Origin of the sequence: Tengunoibacter tsumagoiensis (genome assembly GCF_003967535.1) — a bacterium.
In the GTDB taxonomy this organism is placed as follows: domain Bacteria; phylum Chloroflexota; class Ktedonobacteria; order Ktedonobacterales; family Ktedonobacteraceae; genus Tengunoibacter; species Tengunoibacter tsumagoiensis.
In genome coordinates this window covers 4170907-4195791 of record NZ_BIFR01000001.1, presented here as the reverse complement: position 1 = coordinate 4195791, position 24885 = coordinate 4170907, and the positions used below count along the sequence as shown (strand labels likewise).

The 24885-nt window shown below is 50.3% G+C and carries 16 protein-coding genes; 9 read left to right on the top strand and 7 right to left on the bottom strand.

Annotated features, from left to right (window positions below):
• Positions 1-9: 9 nt before the first annotated feature.
• The 3 genes from EL628_RS16510 to EL628_RS16500 form a co-directional block, all read right to left on the bottom strand.
• Positions 10-3336 carry a sugar-binding protein gene (locus EL628_RS16510; RefSeq protein ID WP_126581019.1) on the bottom strand — a complete coding sequence of 1109 codons (3327 nt, stop codon included), beginning with the start codon at positions 3334-3336 and terminating at the stop codon, positions 10-12.
• A 93-nt stretch (positions 3337-3429) separates the two neighbouring features.
• Positions 3430-6444, bottom strand: coding sequence for a discoidin domain-containing protein (locus tag EL628_RS30355; protein ID WP_218028936.1), 3015 nt, complete (start codon positions 6442-6444; stop codon positions 3430-3432).
• Positions 6445-6883: 439 nt separating this feature from the next.
• Positions 6884-7978, bottom strand: a complete 1095-nt coding sequence (locus EL628_RS16500; protein ID WP_161975547.1) for a GntR family transcriptional regulator — start codon at positions 7976-7978, stop codon at positions 6884-6886.
• 288 nt (positions 7979-8266) lie between these two features.
• On the opposite strand from EL628_RS16500, the gene EL628_RS16495 reads away from it, so the two are divergent.
• Positions 8267-9514, top strand: coding sequence for a trehalase family glycosidase (locus tag EL628_RS16495; protein ID WP_126581017.1), 1248 nt, complete (start codon positions 8267-8269; stop codon positions 9512-9514).
• A gap of 308 nt (positions 9515-9822) precedes the next feature.
• Here EL628_RS16495 and EL628_RS16490 read toward each other — a convergent pair whose 3' ends face one another.
• Both EL628_RS16490 and EL628_RS16485 read right to left on the bottom strand, forming a co-directional pair.
• Positions 9823-10758, bottom strand: coding sequence for an LLM class F420-dependent oxidoreductase (locus EL628_RS16490; protein WP_126581016.1), 936 nt, complete (start codon positions 10756-10758; stop codon positions 9823-9825).
• Between the two features lie 356 nt (positions 10759-11114).
• On the bottom strand, positions 11115-12674 hold the full coding sequence (locus EL628_RS16485; RefSeq protein ID WP_126581015.1) for a glycoside hydrolase family 28 protein: 1560 nt from the start codon (positions 12672-12674) through the stop codon (positions 11115-11117).
• Positions 12675-12992: 318 nt separating this feature from the next.
• Between EL628_RS16485 and EL628_RS16480 the strand changes: the two genes are divergently transcribed.
• From EL628_RS16480 to EL628_RS16460, 5 genes are all read left to right on the top strand, one after another.
• A complete protein-coding gene (locus EL628_RS16480; protein ID WP_126581014.1) occupies positions 12993-13838 on the top strand; it encodes an SDR family oxidoreductase in 846 nt (281 codons plus the stop codon).
• Between the two features lie 344 nt (positions 13839-14182).
• Complete coding sequence (locus EL628_RS16475) at positions 14183-15562, top strand: cytochrome ubiquinol oxidase subunit I (protein WP_126581013.1); 1380 nt, start codon at positions 14183-14185, stop codon at positions 15560-15562.
• Positions 15563-15714: 152 nt separating this feature from the next.
• Positions 15715-16728 carry a cytochrome d ubiquinol oxidase subunit II gene (gene cydB, locus EL628_RS16470; protein WP_126581012.1) on the top strand — a complete coding sequence of 338 codons (1014 nt, stop codon included), beginning with the start codon at positions 15715-15717 and terminating at the stop codon, positions 16726-16728.
• 90 nt (positions 16729-16818) lie between these two features.
• A complete protein-coding gene (locus EL628_RS16465) occupies positions 16819-17673 on the top strand; it encodes a C40 family peptidase (RefSeq protein WP_126581011.1) in 855 nt (284 codons plus the stop codon).
• A gap of 558 nt (positions 17674-18231) precedes the next feature.
• Complete coding sequence (locus EL628_RS16460; RefSeq protein WP_126581010.1) at positions 18232-18618, top strand: hypothetical protein; 387 nt, start codon at positions 18232-18234, stop codon at positions 18616-18618.
• Between the two features lie 115 nt (positions 18619-18733).
• Here the strand turns inward: EL628_RS16460 and EL628_RS16455 are convergent, their stop codons facing one another.
• Positions 18734-19897, bottom strand: a complete 1164-nt coding sequence (locus EL628_RS16455) for an FAD-dependent oxidoreductase (protein WP_161975546.1) — start codon at positions 19895-19897, stop codon at positions 18734-18736.
• Between the two features lie 390 nt (positions 19898-20287).
• Here EL628_RS16455 and aroA point away from each other — a divergent pair, with 390 nt between their 5' ends.
• The 3 genes from aroA to EL628_RS16440 all read left to right on the top strand — a co-directional run bounded on the left by aroA (position 20288) and on the right by EL628_RS16440 (position 23712).
• Complete coding sequence (aroA, locus tag EL628_RS16450) at positions 20288-21628, top strand: 3-phosphoshikimate 1-carboxyvinyltransferase (RefSeq protein ID WP_126581970.1); 1341 nt, start codon at positions 20288-20290, stop codon at positions 21626-21628.
• 398 nt (positions 21629-22026) lie between these two features.
• A complete protein-coding gene (locus EL628_RS16445; RefSeq protein WP_126581008.1) occupies positions 22027-22329 on the top strand; it encodes a hypothetical protein in 303 nt (100 codons plus the stop codon).
• An 87-nt stretch (positions 22330-22416) separates the two neighbouring features.
• Entirely contained in the window at positions 22417-23712 is a 1296-nt protein-coding gene (locus EL628_RS16440) for a radical SAM family protein (RefSeq protein WP_161975545.1), read from the top strand.
• 9 nt (positions 23713-23721) lie between these two features.
• Here EL628_RS16440 and EL628_RS16435 read toward each other — a convergent pair whose 3' ends face one another.
• Positions 23722-24864, bottom strand: a complete 1143-nt coding sequence (locus EL628_RS16435) for a glycosyltransferase family 9 protein (protein WP_126581006.1) — start codon at positions 24862-24864, stop codon at positions 23722-23724.
• Positions 24865-24885 lie beyond the last annotated feature (21 nt).

The following is a 24885-nucleotide window of genomic DNA, read 5'->3' as shown; positions in this document are numbered from 1 at the left end:
GATGTGAAGCTACACACCAAAGACCTGGAATTCATAGAGCGAGTAGCCCCAGGAGGTGCCTCGCTGTGTAGCATAGATGCGCACATAGCGGCCAGATCCAGTCAGGCCAGTGAGGTCCTCATTGCCACCTGATCCGTTGCTCTGGGTAGAGATGGTCGTCCAGTTACTGCCATCATTGGAGACCTGGATCTGGTAGGCTTTGCCGTAGGCGGTCTCCCAGAACAATTTGACCTCGCGGATCTGGTGTGTGGCTCCCAGGTCGACTTGCAACCATTGTGGATCACTATACAGGCTGGACCACCGGGTGCTTTGATTCCCATCGACAGCATAGCCCGGTCCCACACCGCTGTTCTCGATTGAGGAGGCGGTGGTGGGCTTGTTCTGTGAGAGGTTGCTGGGAGTGCCACTTCCTGAACCCGTGACACTGACCTGGCTAAAGGTGGTGGTGTTGAGCACACTGTTGTTGTGTGCCGTCACTGCCAGACCCACATACACATTGGTCGCCATGCTGATGGTATCGCTTCCTACGACCGTCCAGTTGCTGCCATCGCTGGAGAGAGCGCCGGTAAAGGTGTTGCCTGCACGCTGCAATTTGACCCAGGAGGGGGCCGTCGCGGTCGCACCCGCTGTGCTACTGCTGCCGCCTCCGGTACTGGTACGGCGCTGGAAGACGGTCCCATTGCCTGGGGTAAGCGCCATGAGGGCATGGGTCGAAGTCGCGCTCAGGCTCTCACGAATCATCACCCCTGCTTTGGCCCAGCCATCGGTGTTCTGCTGACTATCGATCCTGGCGACAATTGTCCCATCGCCATTGAGGGGCTGATAGGCATACTGGAAGGCATCTGCGGTATCCCAGATATCATTGCCGGAACCTTTGACGGTAAAGCTCCCATTATTGGCCGTGGCTGAACCAGCCAGCCCAACTGACCCGATATCCTGGTTCTGCCAGGGGGAGGGGAGTGAGCCTCCAGGAGTGGGTGTTGGTGTTGGCGTAGAAGAACCACCCGATTGGAGCGTGCCAGCTCCAAACAAGCTGGGATTGGTCCAGTCATTATCAATGGTTGAGCACCAGAACAGCTTGTTCTTGCTGGTGGTATCTTGTTGCACGTCCAGGTCCATGCTGATCACCTTACCAGCCGAGGGAGTGGTATGCAGTGTTGTCCAGGGGATTTTGATTTCGACCTGGTAGCCGCCTGAAACAGTGGCATTGGCGAAGGTAATACCCGTCGTATTGCTGCCCTGTGTGCCGCCACTCCACTGCAAGACAGTTGAGGAGTTTGAAGCAAACTGGTACTGCATATCCAGACCATCATACGTGGAACCGCGATCATTGGTGGGATCGATGTAGACCTCAACCATATCGTTGTGGGAGGAGAAGGTCGCGTCATTGACCTTGACCAGATAGTACAGGTTTGTGCTATCCCACGCTGACTGGTAAGAGGCCGAGAAACCCGATGGAGATCCGATAGCATTGTTAAGTGAGTAACTGGTGGCACTCCCCCAGACTGCGTCGTTGGCGTTGCCATCAATTGTTGGCGTGCTACTGGCCTGGGTAATTGTGGCCTGCTGACCCGGTGCGGGTGTTGGGGTTGGGGAGGTAATCGGTGTTGGCGTAAAGGTGACGCCACTTTGATTCATCTGGTCTATCGCCTGGAGCTTGGGTGTGGAATCCAGCACGGTTGGCTGGGCCAGGCCATAGTTTGTACTTGATGAGTCAAAGTACATTAATAGTTCGCCGCCAGATTGGGTAAAGGTTGTTTGTGCCTGTACCTCCATATTTTGCGCGCGCGGATCGAGGTTTGCCTGCTTCTGGAGGGTGCTAAGATTATCGCCGCCAATCTGGAAACCGCCCTCGTAGGCCACATCGTGCAGGCCATACTGACTTGCCCATTGGACATCCTGAACAACGGTTCCACCGACGACGCCTGTATCCAGGCCTGAGTTATACATGTCGTCAATCGTGGTAGCACTTGCATTCTTGACACCACTATACGCAGCACCACCACCGCCATAGAGGAAGTAGTTGACCGGATGTGGATTTGAGACATGCTGTGTGCCATCTCCATTATTGTAGTAGGCATCCAGGAAGGAGAGCTCAGTATGCGCAGTATCCTGGGCATTGCCATACTGCCATTCCAGCAGCGGGCGAATCTGGGCATTGCCCGTTGAAGGCATGGCACCATCACCGAAGACCGAGCGGAAGATCACACTGATATCGTGAATGCGCTTGCCGATACGGCGCCAGGCCCAGGTCCAATCACCGGTTGCGCCATCGTAGTTCAGCGGAGAACCACCAGCATTGACCTCAGCGACAGCCGAGTCATGGTTATCATGCATCTGCTGGAACATGCCATTCCACAGCTCATTGCTAAACTCGATGTAGAGGTGCAAATTGGAGTTGAGCGGTGGATGGGCAGGATTGGCCTGTGCGCTGGTATAGACGTTCCCACTGGCATCGCTGCCATATTTGAAGAGGTTGGCCAGGTTGGTGATGTAAGCATCTGTCGCCCGTTCCGGCACATTGATATAGGCATCTTTGCCGGTCTCGTTGCAGAACTGGATGGCATACTCCCAGGAGGCTTTCCCCTCCTGACTGCGCTGTGGAAGGGCGCGGTCTGACCAATTGGTCTCAGTATTCCCATTGGCAGCGGTTGTATCCATAAAACGGATGGCAACGAAGCGGTTGACAAAATTCTTGACGGCACTGGTAAAGGTGGTATTGAAGCTATAGCTTGTCGAGGCCCCCGGCGAGGTTGGAAGCATCAATTGCACATTGGTGATGCCGGTATTCGTCGCGCTATTGCTATCACGCTGTGTATTGGTAAAGGTGATGTTGGCGGAACTTTCCTGGGTGATGTTGATCGTAGCAGTGGTCGTGTTTGATGCAGCATCATAGGCTTGATTGGTAATGGTGCTGCTCACCAGTCCCACACTGATATTCGCTTTGCCATTGAAGCGCAGCGCATAGGTTCCAGTTGTGTGGGTCAAAAAGCTACCATCCCAGAGGAAGGCTGTAAAGTCTCCCTGCAGCCACCCATTGGCATCCACGGATGGAGGGTTACTCTGTCCAGGCGCGGCCTGTAGGCGATATGTCTTCATGGCATCGGCGAAGAGAAAATCGCCATCAGAATCGCCTGCCCAGGCCAGGTTGACACCCATGGCAGGGGTCACGGTCTGTGCGAAAGCGGGTTGATGATTGGTCAGTACCCATGCGCCCAGACTAAAGACAAGGAGTAATAGCGAGGAGAGTGCGACCATCGCATGTATGGATTTTTTTCCAGCTGTGGCTTGCTTCAATGCAGGAACTGAGTTTGGCCAGTGATTGCGACTTTGCATTGTTCACTTCCTTTCGAATAAAAAGAGTTGGTCGTCCTTGAAACAGATTGTCGTACCGTTTTTTTAAGCTATCACCTCCTTTGAGATGTGAAGCTATACACCAAAGACCTGGAATTCATAGAGTGAGTAGCCCCAGGAGGTGCCTCGCTGTGTAGCATAGATGCGCACATAGCGGCCAGATCCAGTCAGGCCAGTGAGGTCCTCATTGCCACCTGATCCGTTGCTCTGGGTAGAGATGGTCGTCCAGGTACTGCCATCATTGGAGACCTGGATCTGGTAGGCTTTGCCGTAGGCGGTCTCCCAGAACAATTTGACCTCGCGGATCTGGTGTGTGGCTCCCAGGTCGACTTGCAACCATTGTGGATCACTATACAGGCTGGACCACCGGGTGCTTTGATTCCCATCAACAGCATAGCCTGGTCCCACACCGCTGTTCTCGATTGAGGAGGCGGTGGTGGGCTTGTTCTGTGAGAGGTTGCTGGGAGTGCCACTTCCTGAACCCGTGACACTGACCTGGCTAAAGGTGGTGGTGTTGAGCACACTGTTGTTGTGTGCCGTCACTGCCAGACCCACGTACACATTGGTCGCCATGCTGATGGTATCGCTTCCTACGACCGTCCAGTTGCTGCCATCGCTGGAGAGAGAGCCGGTAAAGGTGCTGCCTGCACGCTGCAATTTGACCCAGGAGGGGGCCGTCGCGGTCGCACCCGCTGTGCTACTACTGCCGCCTCCGGTACTGGTACGGCGCTGGAAGACGGTCCCATTGCCTGGGGTAAGCGCCATGAGGGCATGGGTCGAAGTCGCGCTCAGGCTCTCACGAATCATCACCCCTGCTTTGGCCCAGCCATCGGTGTTCTGCTGACTATCGATCCTGGCGACAATCGTCCCATCGCCATTGAGGGGTTGATAGGCATACTGGAAGGCATCTGCGGTATCCCAGATATCATTGCCGGAACCGTTGACGGTAAAGCTCCCATTATTGGCCGTGGCTGAACCAGCCAGCCCAACTGACCCGATATCCTGGTTCTGCCAGGGAGAGGGGAGTGAGCCTCCAGGAGTGGGTGTTGGTGTTGGCGTAGAAGAACCACTGATATTTTGTGTGGTAAGCCTGATTGTGCCATTGGAAGGGAAGACACCTCGTCCGGGTCCATCTACGTAGATAAAGACCGCGTGCAAGCCTGCTGAAAGTGAAAGGGTAACATCCTGAGGGGCATAGCCATCAGCGGCGGGATAAAGGGGCATCGAGAGTGTACCAGCCTTGTTGTTATCCAACATGACACGTTCCACCGCGCCACTTTGCTCCTGGTGCCCAAAGATGTTTATGCTATAGGTTCCGCTTTGTGATACACGTAGGAGTAGTTCTTTCCAGGGACTGGTACCTGGGGTAATATAATCGGTGCCTCCGCTCGTTTCAGCTATTGTTACCGCCTGGCCTACTGTGCTAGATGGTACCAGGCCAGCGGTAACAGCCGGGAGTGAGGCGTTCATCACCTGAACCATCCCGTTCCACTTGCCAGAGTTCTGGATATTCAAATCATCTGAGAGCCCCCACATCCCATAGGTGCTATAGTGCGTGACCTCCGCAAATTGCATGTAAAGCTCACCACCATTGGGATACCAGTTGTTGAGCAGATCATGGGCCTCAACATCCTGCATTCCTGGATCACGAGCAGCATAGAATTTATTGCTGAGGTTGGTATCGCCTTCTTCGTCCTGTCCACCTTCGTATACCAGTGAATGCAGGCCAAAGTAGGTCGCAATAGTACGGCTCAGCAGGTACCCCGAGGCATTGTTGTCGCTGGCAGTTTTCTCGCCATTAAGAATAGCAGAAACAGATGAGGAGTCAGCGCTTGTATAGTAGCCAGTCTGGGAAATACCGTACAGCACACTGCCGGGTGCTCCATAATTGTCAGATACATATTGCAGCATATCGACATCATTGTTGACCGAGGCATTATTAATGACTGGCCGGATACGGCTGCCATTGTCGCTAAAGACCGTTTCAAACTGCTTGCCAATCTCAATCGTACGTTTGGCGATACGACGAAAACGAATCGTATCATCGTCCGTTTTTCCATCGTAATTGAGATTGGTTCCTCCTGCCTTGACCTCATCTTGAGCTGCTTGCAGGTTCCAGGGGCCCTGGGGGAAACCATAGTGCCACATCTCGTTGCTATACTCAACATAGACATGAACATCTGAAGGAATGCCCTGATTGCCAGTTGCGGCATTACCATTTTTGAGCAGGTTTGCCACCTGAGTAACATAGTCGTCAGACGCATTTACAGGAATATTGATCCAGATATCTTTATGCGTCAACTGTGCAACCAGGATCACGTCTTCCCAGGGAATCGTTCCATGGACACCTTTGTGATTACTGCCATAGAGAGGACCTTCATTAGGTTGCATACGATCAGTGGGCCACTGCAACCGATAGGGATAAGCCTCTCCGCTTCCTGGTTGCGCATAATTATTGGTCCCTAGCGAATCCATAAAGCGGAGCGCGGTCCATTGGTAGTTATTGATGGAATGAAGCCAGGTTGTTGTGAAGACCTGGGTGGTGTTTGTAGCGTACCCTGGTCGGATCAATTGGACATTGGTTACACCAGTCCCTGGGCTATCTGTATTGTTGCGTTTCGTCTGGGTAAAGGTGATAACAGAGATTAACCCACCCGGTGGATTGCCAAAGGTGACATCAGCCGTCGTCGTATTTGTGGAGGAGCTGTAGCTTTGATTGCTAATGGTCGTGGCTTGATGGGCTGGATCATCTCCTGCTGCTGTCAGTACAGCCTGACCAGTAAACGAGAGCTTGTAAGTACCACTTAAATCTGTTGCATTTTTTAATGGGTCTATATTGGTTGCGCTGGAATTCCAGGCAAAGGTGTAGCGATTGTCCTCGGTCCACTGGAAATCACTTGTTGGCCAGCCATTGCTGTCCTCTGTCAGAGGGGTTGAACCTACCTGTTCAAAACGTTGATTGTTTTGGATCATATCAACGAGCGACTGTTCATTAAAGTCTACATTGAGTCCCAGTGGAGGTGTTCCCACTGGCGCCGCGGTGGCATAGCTCGGCTGGATAGTGAAGCTGCGATAGGCTATGAAACTCATACTCATGAGTGTCAATAGCACAACGTAGCTGAGGATCCGGGTTCTCCTCGACCTGGTACGCTTGTTTGCTTCATCAGTGAGAGACAAAAGAAGCGTACGTGTTTCTTTTTGCATCATAGAAATTTTTACCTCGTTGGATGTTGTCGTATGTGGCATTCATTGCAACACACAGAATAATTGGCCATACAAAGAAGGCATATACATGCTCTTTTTCTCACATGGCATCAGTACAACCTATCATAATGATGTCTATTTCTATCGTTCAATGAGTAGAAACGTGGCTGTGATAGATGTATTGGGAAAAGAAAGCCTGGATCAATAGAGAGGTGTGGAATGATGAGATAGTGGTTATCCTGGCATGGCCATATTCTCCTTCTCTGATATTGGCATCTGTTAGTAGTAGGATACTGCTTGACATGAGCTGGAACACTGTATGAGATTAAGAGAAAATATTCGTCGAGCCTCGTAATTTTGGTACAACTCTGGTTACTGCTTCGGCAGGTTTCTGACCAGCCATCAACGTATCGAGGACGGTGAACATTTTCTGGACAATTTCTGCTGGATCAAATTCTACTACGGTAAGGCCTGGCGTATTATTGAAAATGAGCATCGAACCAGTATTGGCATGGGTGGCAACTTTAATTTCCTCACCAATTTTTATCCCTAATTGGTGAAAAGCAGCGAGAACGCCTTCCATGAACATATCATCGGTAACGATCAAACCATCGAGAAGAGGAGGGCTGGGCTGACGGAAAACCTCCATGGCTACTGCATAGCCCTGTGCTGAAAAAGATAGGTTTTGTGGGTGCTGATGCAAAAATTCGGGCGACACAGTGCGCGCCAGCTCAGGATAAAATGGGAGGCCAAAAACATTCAGGCACGCCTGATAATCATGGAATGATGGTAGTTCTGGGCCATCTGCTGTCATGATTCTAGGGGACCAGATCCCAATGGAGTGACATCTTTGTTCGGCCAGGACTTTGACGGTCATTAAAGCAAATTGCGTCTGGTCAAACGCAACCATCCATCGATCATATCCTGCAAAAGTAACGCAAGGAATTTCTCCATGCTCACTCCATTCGTAATCTGACATGCCGATGACGAGCAGTCCATGAACCAGGTTGGCTTCCATCATGTCCGCGATTCCTTCAGGCAAGAGCGCTTGTTTGTCAGCTGTGCGCAGGACAAGATGAATACTATGATACTCATTTTTGCGCTGGACCCTGCTTTGCGCCTCCTGCGCAAACATGTGCCAGAGTTCTCCCCAGAAAGGCGAGTGACGTTGCTGAGCCAGGAGAGAAGCATCAAAGAGCACAAGAATGGTTTTGCGATGAATTTTGTCGGAGACAAAAATCCCCTTGCTGTGTTTTCGCTCAATAACATGCTGCTGCTCTAGCCTGCTCAAGGCTTCATCCAGTGTAGCCCGGCTGGTGCCAAAACGAGCACAGAGCTCATTGACAGTGGGAAGTTTCTGTCCTGGTTCCATCTGGAGGGCCAGTTCACGTACATTCTGGCAGAGACGAGGAACTGTCATTCCCTCTCTTGGCTGGGCTGCTGCCATACATTCCTCGCTCTCTTTCCCTGTGTATTGTATCCTGGCCTTTTTCATGGTAAAAATATAGAAGACTCTGTATTGTTCTATAACAATAGGATAATAGAGTGACCCATGTATTGTCAAGGGGTCTATGGATGGAGTTTTAAAAAATAATGAGGGAATGCCATGATAGCCCGGCGCTGCTAAAGCACGCCAACTCCGTCTCATGTGCTATAAATTTACATATGGCAATACGTAAATTTATTTTGTAGAAAGGCAGTCTATAGTATGGAGATAGTCTCTTTCCCCCCCCTTACCAGGCAACGCTGGCAAGCGTTGGATGAGCAGATTCGCTCCTGGTGGCAGAATGATCTGCATACCGCGCTCGAAGCAGATCTCAGGCACGATGATTCACAGACCTTACTTTTTCTCCCCTGCCCTTATAGCTCGGCAGGCGGCAGTGAAGCTATGTTTCCTGAGATGTATGCCTGGGATACTTATTTTATCAACCTGGCATTGCTGGCTCACAAGCGGGAGGATATCGTCCGCTTTCATATTCTCAATTATCTATTTGAGATTCAGCGCTACGGTTTTATGCCCAATGGGAATCGTACATTCTATACCACACGCTCACAAACTCCGGTCTTTTCTGATAGTATCTGGCGCTACTACCAGGCGACTGGTGACCGCGATCTGCTTCACCAGGCATACCCCCTGCTCAAGCAGGAATACACCCATTACTGGAACGCTCCACATCATCAGACACCAATTGGATTGGCAACCAACCAGGATCTAGGGGATACCTCCTCGCGACCCGAACTCATGTCGCTTGCAGAGACCGGTCTTGATTTCTGTTCGCTCTTTGGTCCAGATATACGCGATTGTGTCCCGCTCATCACCAATTGTGCCCTGGTGCGCTATGCCCAGACACTCGCTCATCTCGCCGATGTGCTGGGTGAGAAGGCTGAGCAGGAGCACTGGCTCAAAGAGGCGGAGACACGCGCACAGCTAGTTCGTGATTACTGTTGGAATCCGGAGAAAGGCTTCTTCCTCGAATATAACTACCGTGAGCAGAAACAGCTCCCCTTCCTCTCGCTCTGTGCCTACTGGACCCTCTGGGCGGGAATTGCGACACCTGAGCAGGCTGCCTATCTTGTCGCTCAACTGACTGCTTTTGAGCACGCGTATGGCCTGACGGTGACGGATGTTCTCTATCCCAGCCCTTTCCCTGAATTTGAGTGGGTACAATGGGGCTATCCTGCTGGCTGGTCACCGCTACACATTATTCTTATTGAAGGCCTCCAGGCCTATGGCTATCAGGCAGAGGCCCAACGTATCGCGGAGAAATACCTGAATCTCCAGGTCTCGCTTTATGAGCAGACTGGCAACCTGTATGAAAAATATAATGTTGTCCAGGGGAATACACAACTCCCACACGAAAGACAGGACGATGTCCCTCCTCTCCATGGCTGGAGCTCTGCCTCAGTAGTCTTGCTTGGCCGCATGCTTTTTGGCCACAAAGATGAGGAACAATAGACCGCAAGGTTGATCGTGTGCATCGGCCCAACGCTGCACAAGCACACGCTATATATCACGGTATATGTAGACGTGTGCTTGCGCAGCGCCGGGCCATCAGGTAGCTCTAGACATCTGTATGCTGCTCTAGTTTCGGTTTGTATAAAAAATACAGACCCGGTGCTGTTGCTGTAGACTGGCACTAAAGTCCGTGTAGAGCGAAATTTCTATCTGCACCTGATCATACTCTATATGTTTTGTGACATCAGTAATAGCCGTAATGCTCGTGGCATCTGCGGGCAAGAGCACATGAAAATCACATTGTGTGCCTATTTGGCAATAAACTCTTTGGCGAAGCGGTGAAGCGTCGTCAGGTTGGTTGCGCTGGGGAAGTCGATGATGATCTCGTGGATGCCTAACTCCTCCAGGGCAGCGATGCGCTGGCGGATGGTCTCAGGGCTACCTACGAGGGCGGTGTCGCGCAGGTTGCCACGAGCCTTCTCGGGAACCAGGGCCAGGGCCTCCTCATCGGTATCAGCGATGGCGCAGAAGGAACCAGTTGTGTTATAGATGGTGCTATAATCGCGGCCAAGCGTCTCACAGTGCTGCTTAAGCACATGTAGCTTGTGCTTGATGGTCGCCAGGTCGCCGCCGACATTGCAGGCGTCACCATACTGAGCCACCAACTTGAGCGTGACCTTCTCGCCGCCTCCACCAACCAGGATGGGAGGATGAGGTTTCTGTACGCCCTTGGGCTGATTGATCGCGCCACGTATCTGGTAGTAATTGCCCTCGAAATGGGCCTCTTCCTGTTCCCACATGGCGTGGATGACCTGAAGAGCCTCACGCAGCATGCGCAGGCGCTCAGGTGCATCGGGATAGGGATAGCCATACGCCTTATACTCGTGCTCGTACCAGCCCGCGCCGATACCGAAATTCAAGCGACCGTGGCTTAGAACGTCCAGGGTACTCGCCATCTTCGCCAGCAGAGCGGGATTGCGGTAGCTATTGCAGGTCACAATCTGACCGATGCGAACACGTTTGGTGTCGCGGGCGATGGCTGCCAGTGACATCCAGCACTCGAAGGTGACTTCCTGTGATGGCGTGGGAATAGTGTGGAAGTGATCGACCATCCACACGGCTTCAAAGCCAGTCTCGTCCGCGGCTTTGGCGACATTCGTCATCGTCTCATAGGCCTCAATGGGATCTTTAATGCCCACCAGGCTCATTGTCCAGCCATTGGGAAGTGAAATACCGTATTTCATGTATAATCTCTTTCTATTGTGATTGACGTTTAAACTACAAAAGCTTAGTCATTCCTGAGATGGGATTGCCGAGGTGGAGTAATGTATCCAAAAGCGCCTCTGCTTGAGGAGACCTGGCTGATCCTTTGCATCTTCATCTGTCTTTCTTGAATCTGAGTCATGCTCTGTATGGCTCAGTTAGCTTCGTTTTCGTTCAAACGTCACTATATGAGGAAAAAGTAAAGCGCTCTGATACTTCTCTCTTTATTTCCAATTGATATAGTATCACAAATACTTCATGAAGACGTATATATGTTTTTGCCGTAGTGTGGCTCATTGGAGGCTTTTGTTCTTGAGTGTGATAGTCAGGAATGTCTTCATGATTGAAAGTTGACCATTGCGTTCGAAACCTGGATCTGGGCACTGGCCGCAGATGTGCGGGTTGTGCCGGCGATCGAGAGATTCTGGATGGTGACGGTAATGGCTGAACTGCCCAGGCCTGTGATGACAGATGGGTTTGGACTAAATTGTGCTGCCGTGAAGTTCGTAATCTGCACATTTTTGATCTGCCCAATCCCCGAACGATTGCTAATTGAGAAATCGATCAGCCGTTGCTTCGCATCGCCCCCAATGACCTCTGCATGATTATTGAGGTAGATGATATTGGACATGACACTACCATCCTCCATATATAAGGCGAGGGCTCGATCAGCATGGATAATATCGTTGTTCTCGAAGGTAACGTTACTAATATTGTGACGGGTCTCGGTTCCTACTTTAAGCGCCGATTTGCGATCGTAGCAGACGGCGTTTTTGATGAGAACAGTATCGGTTGGCCGGGTGGTCTGGAAGAGGCCGCTGGCCTTGACGGCAAAGCAATCGTCTGTGGTATAGATAAAGGCTCCATCGATGGTGATATTGGTTGAGCCATCGGGATCGATCCCATCTCCATTGGTGTTATTCATATCGTTGATGATTTTGAGATTAGTGACGTGGATAGTATCAGAAGCGAGGAGATGAACCGTCCAGGAACCGGCGTCGCGCAGCAGGAGATCTTCAATCGTAATGTTTTTAGCGTTGAGTGTGCGCAAGATTTTGACGCGCCCTGCATTATCGTTTTGACGACGTAACTGAAGGCCCTGAACATCGATCGCTCCTCGTCCATACAGCCTGGCATTCTGTGTTCCATTGAACATCAGAAATTGTTGCCGGGTATCTTGTATCTGTCCTGTACTGAGCAGCAGCGCTCCACTGGCAAGATAGATCGAGGTATCACTTTTGATGGTCAAGCTACCACTTACATATTTGCCATCTGGAAAGTAGACAATGGCCTTTCGTTGTGAGGCATCATCAAGCGCTCTTTGAATAGGTGCTGTCTGTGGACCACTGGTGTTTGTGAGGTAGCTACTGATATTGATGACATTGGGATCACCGAGGTTGGGGGCGTCCGTCTCTGGAGCATCGGCGAAGAGAAATAGTTTCTCTGTCCCATTGGGCATCTGTAAGAGGAGTTTGCGTGGCTGATCAAGCGTGAAAGAGAGCGCTCCTGCCTGTTTCTGTGTCTGAATGGCATAACTATGGGGGCTAATCTGGTATTGTTCGGCCTGTGGTGTTCGAATAACAATCGTTGCTCTACCTGCAAAGGCAAAGCGAGCATAATTGCTGTCTTTATAGTGTTCAACAAATATTGGCTGTCCATCTACCGTTAGCTGAATGGAACTGGATAGTGCTCCTGGAAGTGGAGGATATGCGATCACCTGTTGGAGTGGCTGGTTCTGCTGCTGGATGTTTTGAGCGAGAGGAGAGGATATGTGCGTTTGTGGTCTGGGAGCTGGAATTGGAGGCGAACCGCAGGAGGCCATCGTAAAAAGAATGACCATCCAAAGAATGACCATCCAATGTACAGGCGCAAGCTTTTTTCCCGTTCTATAGTGCATAAACAACGGTTCCTTTCTTCTCTCACAAGCGTCCGGGAGGAGTCATACGACTTCTCTAGCCTGACTGCCATTGATCGTACCCCTGTTGGTGGCGAGAGATCAAAGTGAACCGATCTCTCTCTGCTTATGGATCGGTTCATCGAGAGAAAAGAAGAGGTCTTTTGTAGAGAATAGTAACTATCGCTATCTGGTTTCTTGCCTACCCTAAATGATACACTTTTTCTGGAGTGAGAAATAGCAATGAGTGGAGGCAGGCGCATCAATCGACTTTTTGATGGTTTGTCTGGTCACTCTCTATCCATAGAGAAGGATAAAACTATGTCTAAACAACAGGCCTCGACAGCTTTGATTACAGGAACCTCTTCAGGTATCGGGTTGGAGGCTGCAATTGCTCTGGCTCAGGCAGGTTTTGCCGTCGTTGCAACAATGAGAGATCTACAGCGAGCTACGACGCTTCGTCAGCGAGCACAGGCTGCGAAGGTTCAACTGGATATTCGCAAGCTGGATATCACTGATGCGCACGAAGCTGAGCACTGTGTGGCTGAAGTCGTGCGCGATTATGGTGCAATTGATCTGCTGGTGAACAATGCAGGTTCTGGATTTGTGGGATCATTGGAGCAGATCTCGATGGAAGATCTTGAGAAGGTTATGGATGTTGATTTTATGGGTACAGCAAGATTGACCAGACTTGTCTTGCCCGGTCAGCGCGAGCGACGGTCAGGTCGTATCCTCTCAGTGACCAGCGTAGGAGGCATTGTGGGCCAGCCCTTTAACGATAGCTATTGTGCTGCCAAGTTCGCCGTTGAGGGTCTGATGGAGAGCCTTGCTCCGGTTGCAAAGAGTTTTGGCGTGCATGTGGCCGTGATTGAACCAGGAGCGGTCGCAACAGAATTTATTGCGAATGCAGCACCATCGATTGAACGCCAGGGAGATGACCCTTATCAAGAGCTCTGGCAGAGTTATATCGCTCGCACACAGGCGTCATTTTCCGCAGCGCAGACTCCAGCTGGCGTCGCTGAAGTGATCGTCCTGGCAGCGACAGAAGAGCAGCCTCGTTTCCGCTATCAGACATCGGCCACGGCCCAAGCCTTTGTGGGTCAAAAGCTGAGCGATCTGGATGGTAGTAAAGTACAGAATATGACCTCCCAGTGGATCAAAAGCTGAGCGATCTGGATGGCAGTAAAGTACAGAATATGACCTCTCAGTGGGTCAAAAGCTGAGCGATCTGGATGGTAGTAAAGTACAGAATATGACCTCTCAGTGAAGTCAAAAAGACCTGGAAAACTTCTCTTGTAGGAGATAAAAGAAGCCTGTTCCTTTTTCCATTGCTACCTCCAACGGAAAAAGGAACAGGCTTCTTCTGGTTGTATGTGATCAATTTGTGATGAGGGTGAGATCACTGTGAGGTCATCGTGATAGAGAGAATTGATACTAGTGGTGAAGAAGTTTACGAAGCAGGCATCAATCCCGATGCCAGATGAAAAAGATCTTTAACTGCGGGAGGTTTTATGGATGCGCTGACTCTTGCGCGCTGGCAATTTGGTATTACCACTATTTATCATTTTTTCTTTGTTCCATTGACCCTTGGGCTCTCTCTGCTTATAGCCATTATGGAAACGGTCTATGTTCGTACTGGTAATGAAACCTATAAAAAAATGGCACAATTCTGGGGGCGCCTGTTTCTGATCAATTTTGCCATGGGCGTTGCAACAGGCATTGTGCAGGAGTTTCAGTTTGGCATGAACTGGTCATCCTACTCACGCTTTGTTGGTGACATTTTTGGGGCGCCGCTGGCGATCGAGGCATTGCTGGCCTTCTTTCTGGAGTCAACATTTTTAGGCATGTGGATCTTTGGATGGGATAAGCTCCCCAGGGGCTTGCATCTCCTTACGATCTGGCTGGTTGTCTTTGGCTCCAATCTTTCGGCCCTCTGGATTTTGATCGCGAACTCATTTATGCAGCAGCCGGTTGGTTTTACGCTGCGTAATGGGCGAGCAGAGATGACGAATTTCTTTGCACTGTTAACCAATCCCAATGTCTGGGTACAGTTTCCTCATGTGTTAACGGCAGGAATCTGTACAGCCTCATTTTTTGTCATTGGTATCAGCGCCTATAAGCTATTGAAACGAAAAGGCGACCTGGATCTTTTCCGACATTCTGCACAGATTGGTATTATTAGCGCCGTCATCGCGAGTATTCTGGTGGCGATGGTTGGGCATACGCAGGCACAGCATATGGTCCAGTCTCAGCCGATGAAAATGGCCGCAGCGGAGGCCTTATGGAATAGTGAAGATCCTGCCTCATTCTCTATCTTCACCATTGGCAATGAAAAAAATCGTAAAGATGTCTTTGCCATTCGCATTCCAGATCTCTTGAGCATCCTGTCTTACAATACGGCGGAGGGACAAGTCCAGGGAATTAATGAACTCCAGGCTCAATATGTAAAACAATACGGCCCTGGCAATTATGTGCCACCTGTGGGAGTCACCTACTGGTCGTTTCGACTGATGGTGGGAAGTGGCATGGTAATGATTCTTCTCTCTCTGCTTGCACTCTTTTTCCTGTGGAAGCGATCATTCGAAAAAGTGCGCTGGTTCTTATGGATCTTGCCATTTGCGATGGTGCTACCCTACCTGGCTAATGCGATGGGATGGATCATGACGGAGATTGGTCGGCAGCCATGGATCGTGTTCGGGCTGTTGCGCACAAGCGATGCCGTCTCACCAACAGTAAACGTTGGCTCTGTCCTTGCTTCATTAATTATCTTTACCCTGCTCTATGGTGCTCTGGCTATTGCAGATATCTACCTGCTGGCAAAATACGTGAGAACGGAGACGCCAGTCGTTGAGGAAGCAGCAGAAGATACCTTATTAGCAGGGGCCTACTAGATACTCAACATGAGCAGGTGCTTATTAGATACTCAACATGAACAGGGGCCAATATCATCTGCTCCATACAGAGTATGGAAGTGGTAGTAGTGACCCGGTTAGCGGAGTCTGCAACCTATCAAGTACAGTGGCGATTTGAGGAGAAGAAAAATATGGATCTCAATGCATTCTGGTTTGTTCTTATCACTATTCTGTTCATTGGCTTCTTCTTTCTGGAGGGTTTCGATTACGGGGTAGGGATGCTCTTGCCGTTCCTGGGGCGGACCGATAAAGAGCGGCAGCTCCTTATTCGAAGTATTGGACCTTTCTGGGATGGCAATGAAGTCTGGTTGCTTACGGCAGGTGGAGCGCTCTTTGCCGCTTTTCCGAATTGGTATGCCACCCTCTTTAGTGGCTTTTACCTGGCACTCCTGCTTATGCTTGTGGCATTGATTGTGCGTGCTGTAGCTTTTGAGTTTCGTAATCGTGATGAGCATGCGGAATGGAGGCGTCTCTGGGATTGGATGATCTTTGTTGGAAGCGCCCTGCCTGGTTTTTTGTGGGGAGTAGCCATCACGAATATTATTGAAGGCGTACCGATTGATGCCAGAATGAACTATGTCGGAGGCTTCTGGAATCTGCTAAACCCCTATGCCCTTCTCGGTGGATCTGCTTTTGTGTCCTTATTCCTCCTCCATGGCGCGATCTTTTTAAGCTTGCGGACTCAAGGGGAGATGCTTGAAAGAAGCCATCAAGTGACCAGAAAAGTCTGGTGGCCCGCAGCCGTGTTGGTCTTCCTGTTTGTCATTATTGGCTACTTTACCACAGATGTGTTTGGCCGCCTTGGCGTCGACCCTGGCGTGGCCCCGCTGGGAGCTGGTATGGCCCTGCTGTTGGCTGGCTGGTTCGTGTATGCGCGACGAAGTGGTTGGGCGTTTGCAATGACAGGTGTAACGATTGCCCTGTCTACACTCACCATTTTTATGGGATTGTTCCCTCGTGTGATGATCTCAAGCTTAGATACCCATTGGAATCTGACCATTTATAATGCCTCGTCCAGTCCCTATACCCTTACGGTGATGAGTATTGTGGCTCTGACATTTGTGCCCGTGGTACTGGTCTATCAAGGCTGGAATTACTGGGTATTTCGCCATCGACTGACTGCCGAATCTAGTGGTCATCTTTAATCTCAGAAGGAATAGAAATGTAAGAGTTTTATGGTATGCTTAAGGAGGAAGAAATAGTCTATTAAAAATTTATAAAGGTCCGAGAATGAGATGAACGGAACTGAGCTTCTTTCACATTTTGTGATTGCTGTTAGTCTGGCTGATATTCACCTTGCTCCCGATAAAAACTCTGAACTGGTGACACAGGCCTTACTGAATACACCAGTCGTGGCCGGGGAGAGTGTGGGTGCCTGGACGTTTGTGACGCTCACTGATTATGCAGGGTGGGTTCTGACAACTGAACTGGAAAGCCCTATTATACGCGGCGTCTGCGAAGGGGACGAGGGGGCATGTGGTGTGCCATTGCCTTATTCTGCAGTCATTACTGTTCCGTATACACCTATCTATGTACAGAAAGAGGGAGAAGAGGTTCTGTTGGAGGGATATCTTTCAACGGCCCTCCCTTTTATTGATCTTGCGCAGCGGGAGCGCCTGCGGATAGCTTTGCCAGGCGAACGTGAAGGATGGGTCCCTCGTGAAGGAGTTGAGATTCGAGCCAATGGTGAGCTCTATCCTCAGCAGACGGTCAAGGTAGTTACGGGATATGCAAAAGCCTTTTTAGGTATCCCCTATCTGTGGGGGGGAACCAGTTGGCGCGGGATCGACTGTAGTGGATTGGTGCAGCTCTGCTATCGGATGGCGGGGACCATCCTGCCGCGTGATGCGGATCAGCAGCATGATGCGCTTGGCGAGCCACTCCAACTTGCACAAATGCAAGAAGGAGATTTGATCTTCTTTGGCAAAGAGCAGATCACCCATGTGGCTATAGCACTGAATAACTATGAATATATCCATGCCGAAGGACAATATTTTCACCAGGTGACGATCCACAGCTTTGATCCCAAACATCCAGACTATAATGCCCATCTAGCCGGACTCATCTGGGCCATTAAGCGTGTCAATTAAAGTTTAGATCATTAAATCCCTTCGATGAGAACAGCACCTTTATCCTTTCCCATTGAGAGAGAGGTAAGACCAGAAGAGATGAACCTCGTCCTTCAGTCTGCCTCTCCTGGCGCAAGGACCTACCCAATTAGTCTGATGACATCTTTGTGGATTGAGCACACTTTGTGCCGAAAAGATCTACGTGCAAAGTAGCAACCAACCTTTGACGGAAGCCTCTTGAAAGCTGTCTGGCTGCATCCGTTCGCGTTCACCTCGACCACGTGCCACCCATTGAGAGCCTTCCTCGACTTATCGGTTGTAGACTGCTTGTAGGCACAGATTCTTCTGATATAAGCCTCATAAATCTCCTTGTTGCTTTTTGCATAGTGAAGCAGATACAATAGCAATACTCCCCCGAAAGCTCAACTGATCTGAGTGATTTTCATCTCCCAGAGAGATAGGCAAGAAGCAAGAAAATGTCTGCCCAGCCGATAAAAAAAGGAGAGACGTTATCGCATCACTTGATCAATGTGTGTCAGGGAACAAAAATATGAAGTCATTTGAAAAGGAAAAGCGACCATGCAATCCTCAGAAGAGCGACCTGCACGCACCCATGGAGGCATCTGGCCATTGAAAGCCACCTGGCATCCAGGCTTTTTCGTCAGAAAATTTATGCGGCGTTTTAGCACACAGAACTACGCTATTGTACCAACAGAAGACCAGCGTAACCTTGTCTTAACGAGCTTTGTCCTGGGTGGGATCAGCCTATTTGCAGCCTTTTTTCCTATTTGTGGGCTTCCCATTGCAGTTGCAGGTCTTCTATTGGGTCTCTATGGGCGCAGAACGCTGGCACTCCGTTCGATGGCCAACTGGGCCGTTATTTTGTCTCTCTGTGGTCTTATCCTTACGATCATTAATCTCATCGTCACACTCATTCTTTATTTTGGTACCTATTTATGGGAATGAGAGGAACAAAGAAGGGTACGTTCTTGAGAACTGGTTGGACGACAATCGGTCTGTCTCAGCGAAAGTTGTCGATCGAACCCTGTTTCTTCATGGCAGATGGCGATAAGGAAGCTGCTCAGGCAACAGAAGGTGTGGGAGTATGAAGATACTGCGAAAAACGCGCTAAACAGAAAGGCTCCATGGGAACCGGTGATGGGCCTTCGCACAGGAGACTGCTGAGCATCTCACCGAGAAGGAGACCAAACTTGAAGCTATGGCCAGTTAAGCCTGTTGCAAAAATGATACGTGGATCGGTCGGAAAGCGATCCAGAATAAAATCTTCATCGAGGCTCACATCATAGACACAGGCATCGATATGCGCTACATCAGCAAATTTTAAAGCGGGGAGCACACGACCGAGAGACTCAGCGATCAGAGCAACTGCCTGTTCATCGATAAGTGGGGTATCATCAGGATCAACGATGCTGCCAAAATGATGAGAGGTTGCTTTTAGCCAGCCAGTACTGCCATCATGAATCGGAAAGCCATAGAGATCATCGGCAATAAAGGCCGGAAAAGCGGGTTGACTGAAGGAAAAATGAGGGAGATTATCAAAATAAAGCACATATTGTCGGGTCACACGAACCGGAAGTTGCAGCTCTGCAAGCAGACGATGGACCCAGGGACCTGCCGCAATGACGATTCGATCCGCCTGAAAAACCTCACCAGATGAAAGATGCAGGTGGATAGGGCCTTGAGATCGATCATGATCAATAAAGCGGACCTGATGCCCTTCAAGGACCTGTCCACCCAGGCTAATGACACATTCTTTTAACGTATGAAGGCATGAAGATGCATGGAGGATACCAGCGTTAGAATTATAGAGAAGAAGATCATACCCATGAAGATCAAACTGAGGGAAGCGCTGTGCACAGACCTGTGGAGTAAGGCGTTCTGGCGCATATCCTAGATCACGAAGCGTGTAGTAGCTCTCTGCCGTAAAATGGTCATCCTCATTGCCCAGTGACAGGAGGCCCGTTGACGTATAGAGCGTGCGTCGTGTTCCCTGTTCAAGCTGCTTCCAGCGTTGTAAGCTGAGATGAACCATCTGAGAGTAAAAAGCATCATCACCATATTCAAAGCGTAGCAGCCGTGAAATACCATGCGATGAAGATCTCTGATGATCGACCGTGGCCTGTTCAAGAACGATAACTTTCTGCATGCCAGCTTTTAATAATGCATAAGCTGTCGATAGTCCAATGATCCCCGCTCCTATAATAAAGATACGTTGTTGCTTCACAGTAAATAAAATCCTCCTGATACCACTATTCTGCATACACGATCGATTATAACATCCCCATTTGGGAAATTCAATTGATAAAACGATCATCTACTCAATTATTAGCGGTTTTTAATGAGAGTATTTGAGTTGCACATTGTAATTACAGTGTACTGTTTTTGTTTGTTTAGTGTAAATCTAAGCAACAACAAAGAGCCAGGTATGCATATGTTGAGGGTAAAAAATATGTTGTTCTGTTACTCGACGGTTGGAGGGACTGTACCTTATAATTGTAAAGAGCAGGTTCCCCTGGTCCTGTTGAATGGCTACAATGATTGGTGTGGATGGAAACGTTTGTCTATGCTTTAATGGAAACTTTGAAGAGCTAGAGAAAGATTGAGAACAGTGAAGATGTTAAACGCGAATATTGGTTCAACCCTCTTTATTGCGCCTGCGGAACGGATTTATGGCCAGCCAGAAGTTCCCTCTTCAAAGTATTATACCTTGAGATATGTGTTAGCTGCGGCTCTGGCCAGGGGGACGAGCCGCGTGATCTTTCCTGCGCAGAGCGACGATAGCGAGGCACTTTTTCGTGGCTGTCGAGCTTTAGGAGCAGAGTTGACCTGGGAAGATGAGCAGCAGCGTACTCTCCTTGTGAGAGGGATAGGTGGGCAGACGCCAGTCAATGCTCCAGTAACGATTAACGTAGGGAATGCAGGAGCGGTCTCTCGTCTTCTTCTGGGTGTAGGTGCTCTGCTCCCTGAAGTCACGTTTGTCACAGACCATCCTGAATCCTTAGGAAAGCGGCCAAATCGAGAGTTATTGGAGGCTCTGACCTCCTTAGGGGTAGAGTGTGAAGGAACCGGTTCAGAGGGCTGTTTCCCGATTACTTTGCATCGCAGCCAATTGCATGGTGGGCGAGTACAGATCTCAGGGGCACGAAGTTCGCAGTATCTGAGTGCTCTGCTCTTTCTTGGGCCTTTATTGGATGAAGGTCTCGATATTACCGTCGTCGATGGTTTAAAGTCGCAGCCCCTGGTGCGTGCCAGCCTGGATGTATTGCAGACAGCAGGCATTGTTGTAGAGTATGATGAGACATTTCTCCATTTTGTCATTCCTGGGAAGCAGCAGTATCAGGCGCGTGAGTATGTAATTCCCGGTGATTATCCCTCAGCAGCGACGCTGTTGGCGCTTTGTGCCGCCTCGAATGATCCTCAGAGTGAGATCCGCCTGGAGCGGCTACGCTCAGGGGAAGAAGTAGGGGAGGCGCTTCTGCAAGCCTTTGTAGCGATGGGAGCGGACCTCCAACGAGATGCTGATACAATCACCTTACGTGGTGGGCGGCGTCTGCGAGGCTATGAATTAGATGGCGATGCAGTGATTGATTGTATTCCGGTCCTGGTAGCGGCGGCGTGTTTTGCTGAAGGAGAGACACGTTTCTTTAATATCGAGAGCTTGCATTATAAAGAATCGGATCGGATTGAAGATCTGTGCCGTGAGCTGAGAAAAGCAGGTTGTGCCGTCATGCCACAATCGGATGCGATTGTTGTCCAGGGGCGGCCTCAGGGGGTAGAAGGGGGTGTCATAGTGGATGGTCATCATGATCACCGGGTGCTGATGGCTCTGGCAATTGTAGGGATGCGTAGCCGCTCGGGTCTGACATTGACAGGCGCAGAGCATATTGCCAAAAGCTACCCTCATTTTTTTGAGGAGCTGCAACGTCTTGGCGTACCTGTAAGGTATCGAGACTAAAGAGCCCTGTCTCCTGCTCGACCGGACTCAGCAGCGGAAGAGCATTCCCTGGCGAAGCTGAGGGCTCTCACTTCTCACTCTTTTCATTCTTGATAGCAGGCAGGGCTTTCCAATTCTCACAGAAGAGGTCAGAAGCCAGGAAGGGAGAGGGAGGCGGGTCGGGACGCTCAAGAAATAACCTGATGCAGGAGTGTTCCTCTTCTTCGCGCTCTTCCCGATGCGAGGGCCTCTGTGGCCGTCAGAGGACCAACCCAGAAATGGAAAGCCCTGTTGATAGCGGGGAAGCTATAGCAAAAATTGTAGTAGAATGATACAATACAGTTTGGTCATAAAGGAAGACTTTTGTTGGAGGCGGGGGGGAAGGCATCTCGTCTTTGCTCAGCCGAAAGGATAAGACGGTGTACAGGTATAAAGGCTTTGATAGCGCTCTCTGTGGGGATAGTATGGTCGCGCTGGAAGCAATGGTCAATGCCTGGATGGAGGAGCAGCAGCCACGTATTCGGCAGATGTGTCAGAGCATGCGTGGAGAACATATTTTGTTAAGCTTCGTTTATGAGGACACACACCAGTTAGAGCAGCGTGTGGCGGCCCAGAAACAAGTGGGCACGCGGAGCTCTTTCTCTCGCTTTTTTGAGGAAGAGCACGTCGATGAGCGTCCAACCGTCCCACGTATTCCGGCGACCCCACCACCTCTCCATTAGCCCGGGCTTGTCTGACCGTGAGTCATGACGGATGAATGGGCTGTTGTATTCCCTGCTGAGAACAGGTCAGAAACTATAAGGACAATCATGGCAACTCCATATGTAGTATATTGCACTCCTGAGGGAGAGATTTGTGAAGAACCGCGTTTGCAGGCCCTGGCATTTGGGGATCGGCCTCTACAGGAGGCTGATCTCATTCCTCTCCCAGATGGCGTCACCCTCTCAATGATGCCAGATCGGCTGGCGATTGGCAAGAAGCGAACGGGTGAGCGGCAGATTCTTTCTAAGAAGCGTGGCTGGGCCGTGGCAGCTCTGTTGCCAATCGGGTATACCCGAACATTGCTGCCCGGGTATGAAAAAGTGCCGGGGACAGAACCTCTTCCTTTTTTTGGATATAGCGCTGTTGCAAGTATGAATGGGCGCATGTATGTAGCTGCTGTGAAAACCGATGATCCTACAAAGTGGCATCCAAAGGCCTTTAATCGGCAGAAGTTGGAGCGCCTGGTCCAGCAGAAGCAGGCGCAGATGCCAGAGAATCGTATTATTGGACAACATGCTCACTGCGCATTAGATTACTCCTGCCCTACAGCCAGCAATCTCTTCTTTGAGCGTTGGGAGATGGCTGTTGCTGTCTCACCTGGCTGCAATGCAAGATGTGTCGGGTGTATCTCCAAGCAGGAGGAAGAGGATCTGATCTCACCACAGGACCGGCTCACCTTTATTCCAAGCGTAGACGAGATTGTGGATGTCGCCTTACCGCACCTTGAGCAGGCTGAAGACGCGATTGTTAGCTTTGGTCAGGGCTGTGAGGGTGATCCCTTGCTCCAGTGGCACCGTATCGAAAAAGCGATTAAAATTCTGCGCACCAGGACCAGCAAAGGTGTTTTGAATATTAACACGAATGCCAGCAATCCGCGCTGGTTGCAGAGACTGTATGATGCAGGCCTGGATACTATTCGTATCAGTACCATCTCGGGGCATCCTGAGACCTATACCGCGTATTATCGGCCTCTAGGGTATACCTTTGAGAATGTCAAAGAGTCCATGAGGCGAGCGAGCGCTGAAGGGGTACATAGCTCGATCAATCTTCTCTGTTTCCCAGGTCTGATTGATCGCGAGCGCGAGATCGAAGCGCTACTGGCTCTTGTGCGTGAGACGGACCTCAAGTTGATTCAATTGCGCAACCTTAATATTGACCCTGAAGTCTTTTTGCCACGCATGCCTGATCCCAATACGATGGGGAAAGCACTGGGAATGAAGAAACTGATAGAAATTCTCAGGCGTGAAGTGCCGCAGACCGAGATTGGGAATTTTACACGTCCTATTCAGCGAGCGCGTAGACCTCAGGAAGCTATTGTGGGAGATGGGAAAGAAGAGGCTTAGAGTAAGTATCTAAGCCTTTAGCGTTTTCAGCATGGTACGAGCAGCAACGGCGACTGGTTCCACAGTCAGGTGCGTCAGGCAATCGCGGGTAGCACACCCTTCGGGCGTACCAAGATCGTGGCCGCGATAGAAACACGGCATACAGGCAAGGTCGAGATGGACGACCGTGGCGCGTGTCGCATCTGTATAGGGCCCCCAGGCTTTATAGTTCGAGAGACCAAAGATGGCGACTGTCGGAGTGTTGACGGCAACAGCCAGATGCATCAAGCCAGCATCATTGCCGACAAAAAGATCCATCAATTCCAGGATCGCAGCGGCAACTTTAATGTTTCCTTTGCCAGCCAGACTACGGACAGGAACGGTCGGGCTGATCTGTTGGACCATCTGTATAATCTGTTCATGAAGCGCCGCTTCTTCAGGCCCTCCGAGCAGCAGAATCTCGCCTCCTTCGGAGCGATAGAGCTGTTCGGCCAGTTGTGCAAACCGATCAGGAGCCCAGCGGCGCGCAGTGCTATAGCCACCACTACCAGGATGGAGAGCAATAAGTAACTTCCCACTGGAAGCTGCGGACCCATAAACAATCTCACGAGCCTGCTTGCGCTCGGTGTCAGTAAGAGGGATAAAGAGCCGTTTGTGTGCTGGTTGAGCTCCTACCGCCTGAGCCAGAGCTAGCATATAGTCAGCCTCATGCATAGCGCCAAAGCCCCCATCGTTGACATGGACATTGAGAAACCAGCCATGCCCATTATCAAGTCCTACGCGCCACTTTGCGCCTGCGGCCCGCATCAATAGTTGATGTTTTAAGCGGCCAAAACGCAGAGTCAGATGATGGAGAAGAAGCACTGCATCGTAGTGTGCTGAGTGGAGCGTCTGCCAGAGCTTTTGCAGCGGAAGCAGAGCCTGCGGCCTTTTTGCCATCTGCTTGAGATCATCAAAAAGATATTTATCCAGCACAATAATCGTGTTGATCGCATCCCAGCCCTGGAGCAGGCCAGCGGACTCGGGAGTCACGAGCAGATCGATACGAGCCTGTGGATAGCTGTCTCGAAGCGCCTGAATAGCTGGCGTTGCTAACAAAAGATCGCCAATGCCAGCCAGTTTTACCAGTAAAATATGCGCATCAGGCGGGAGTGTAATCTGTGTTGTCTGCATTCTTCTATCAATCTTTTTTTC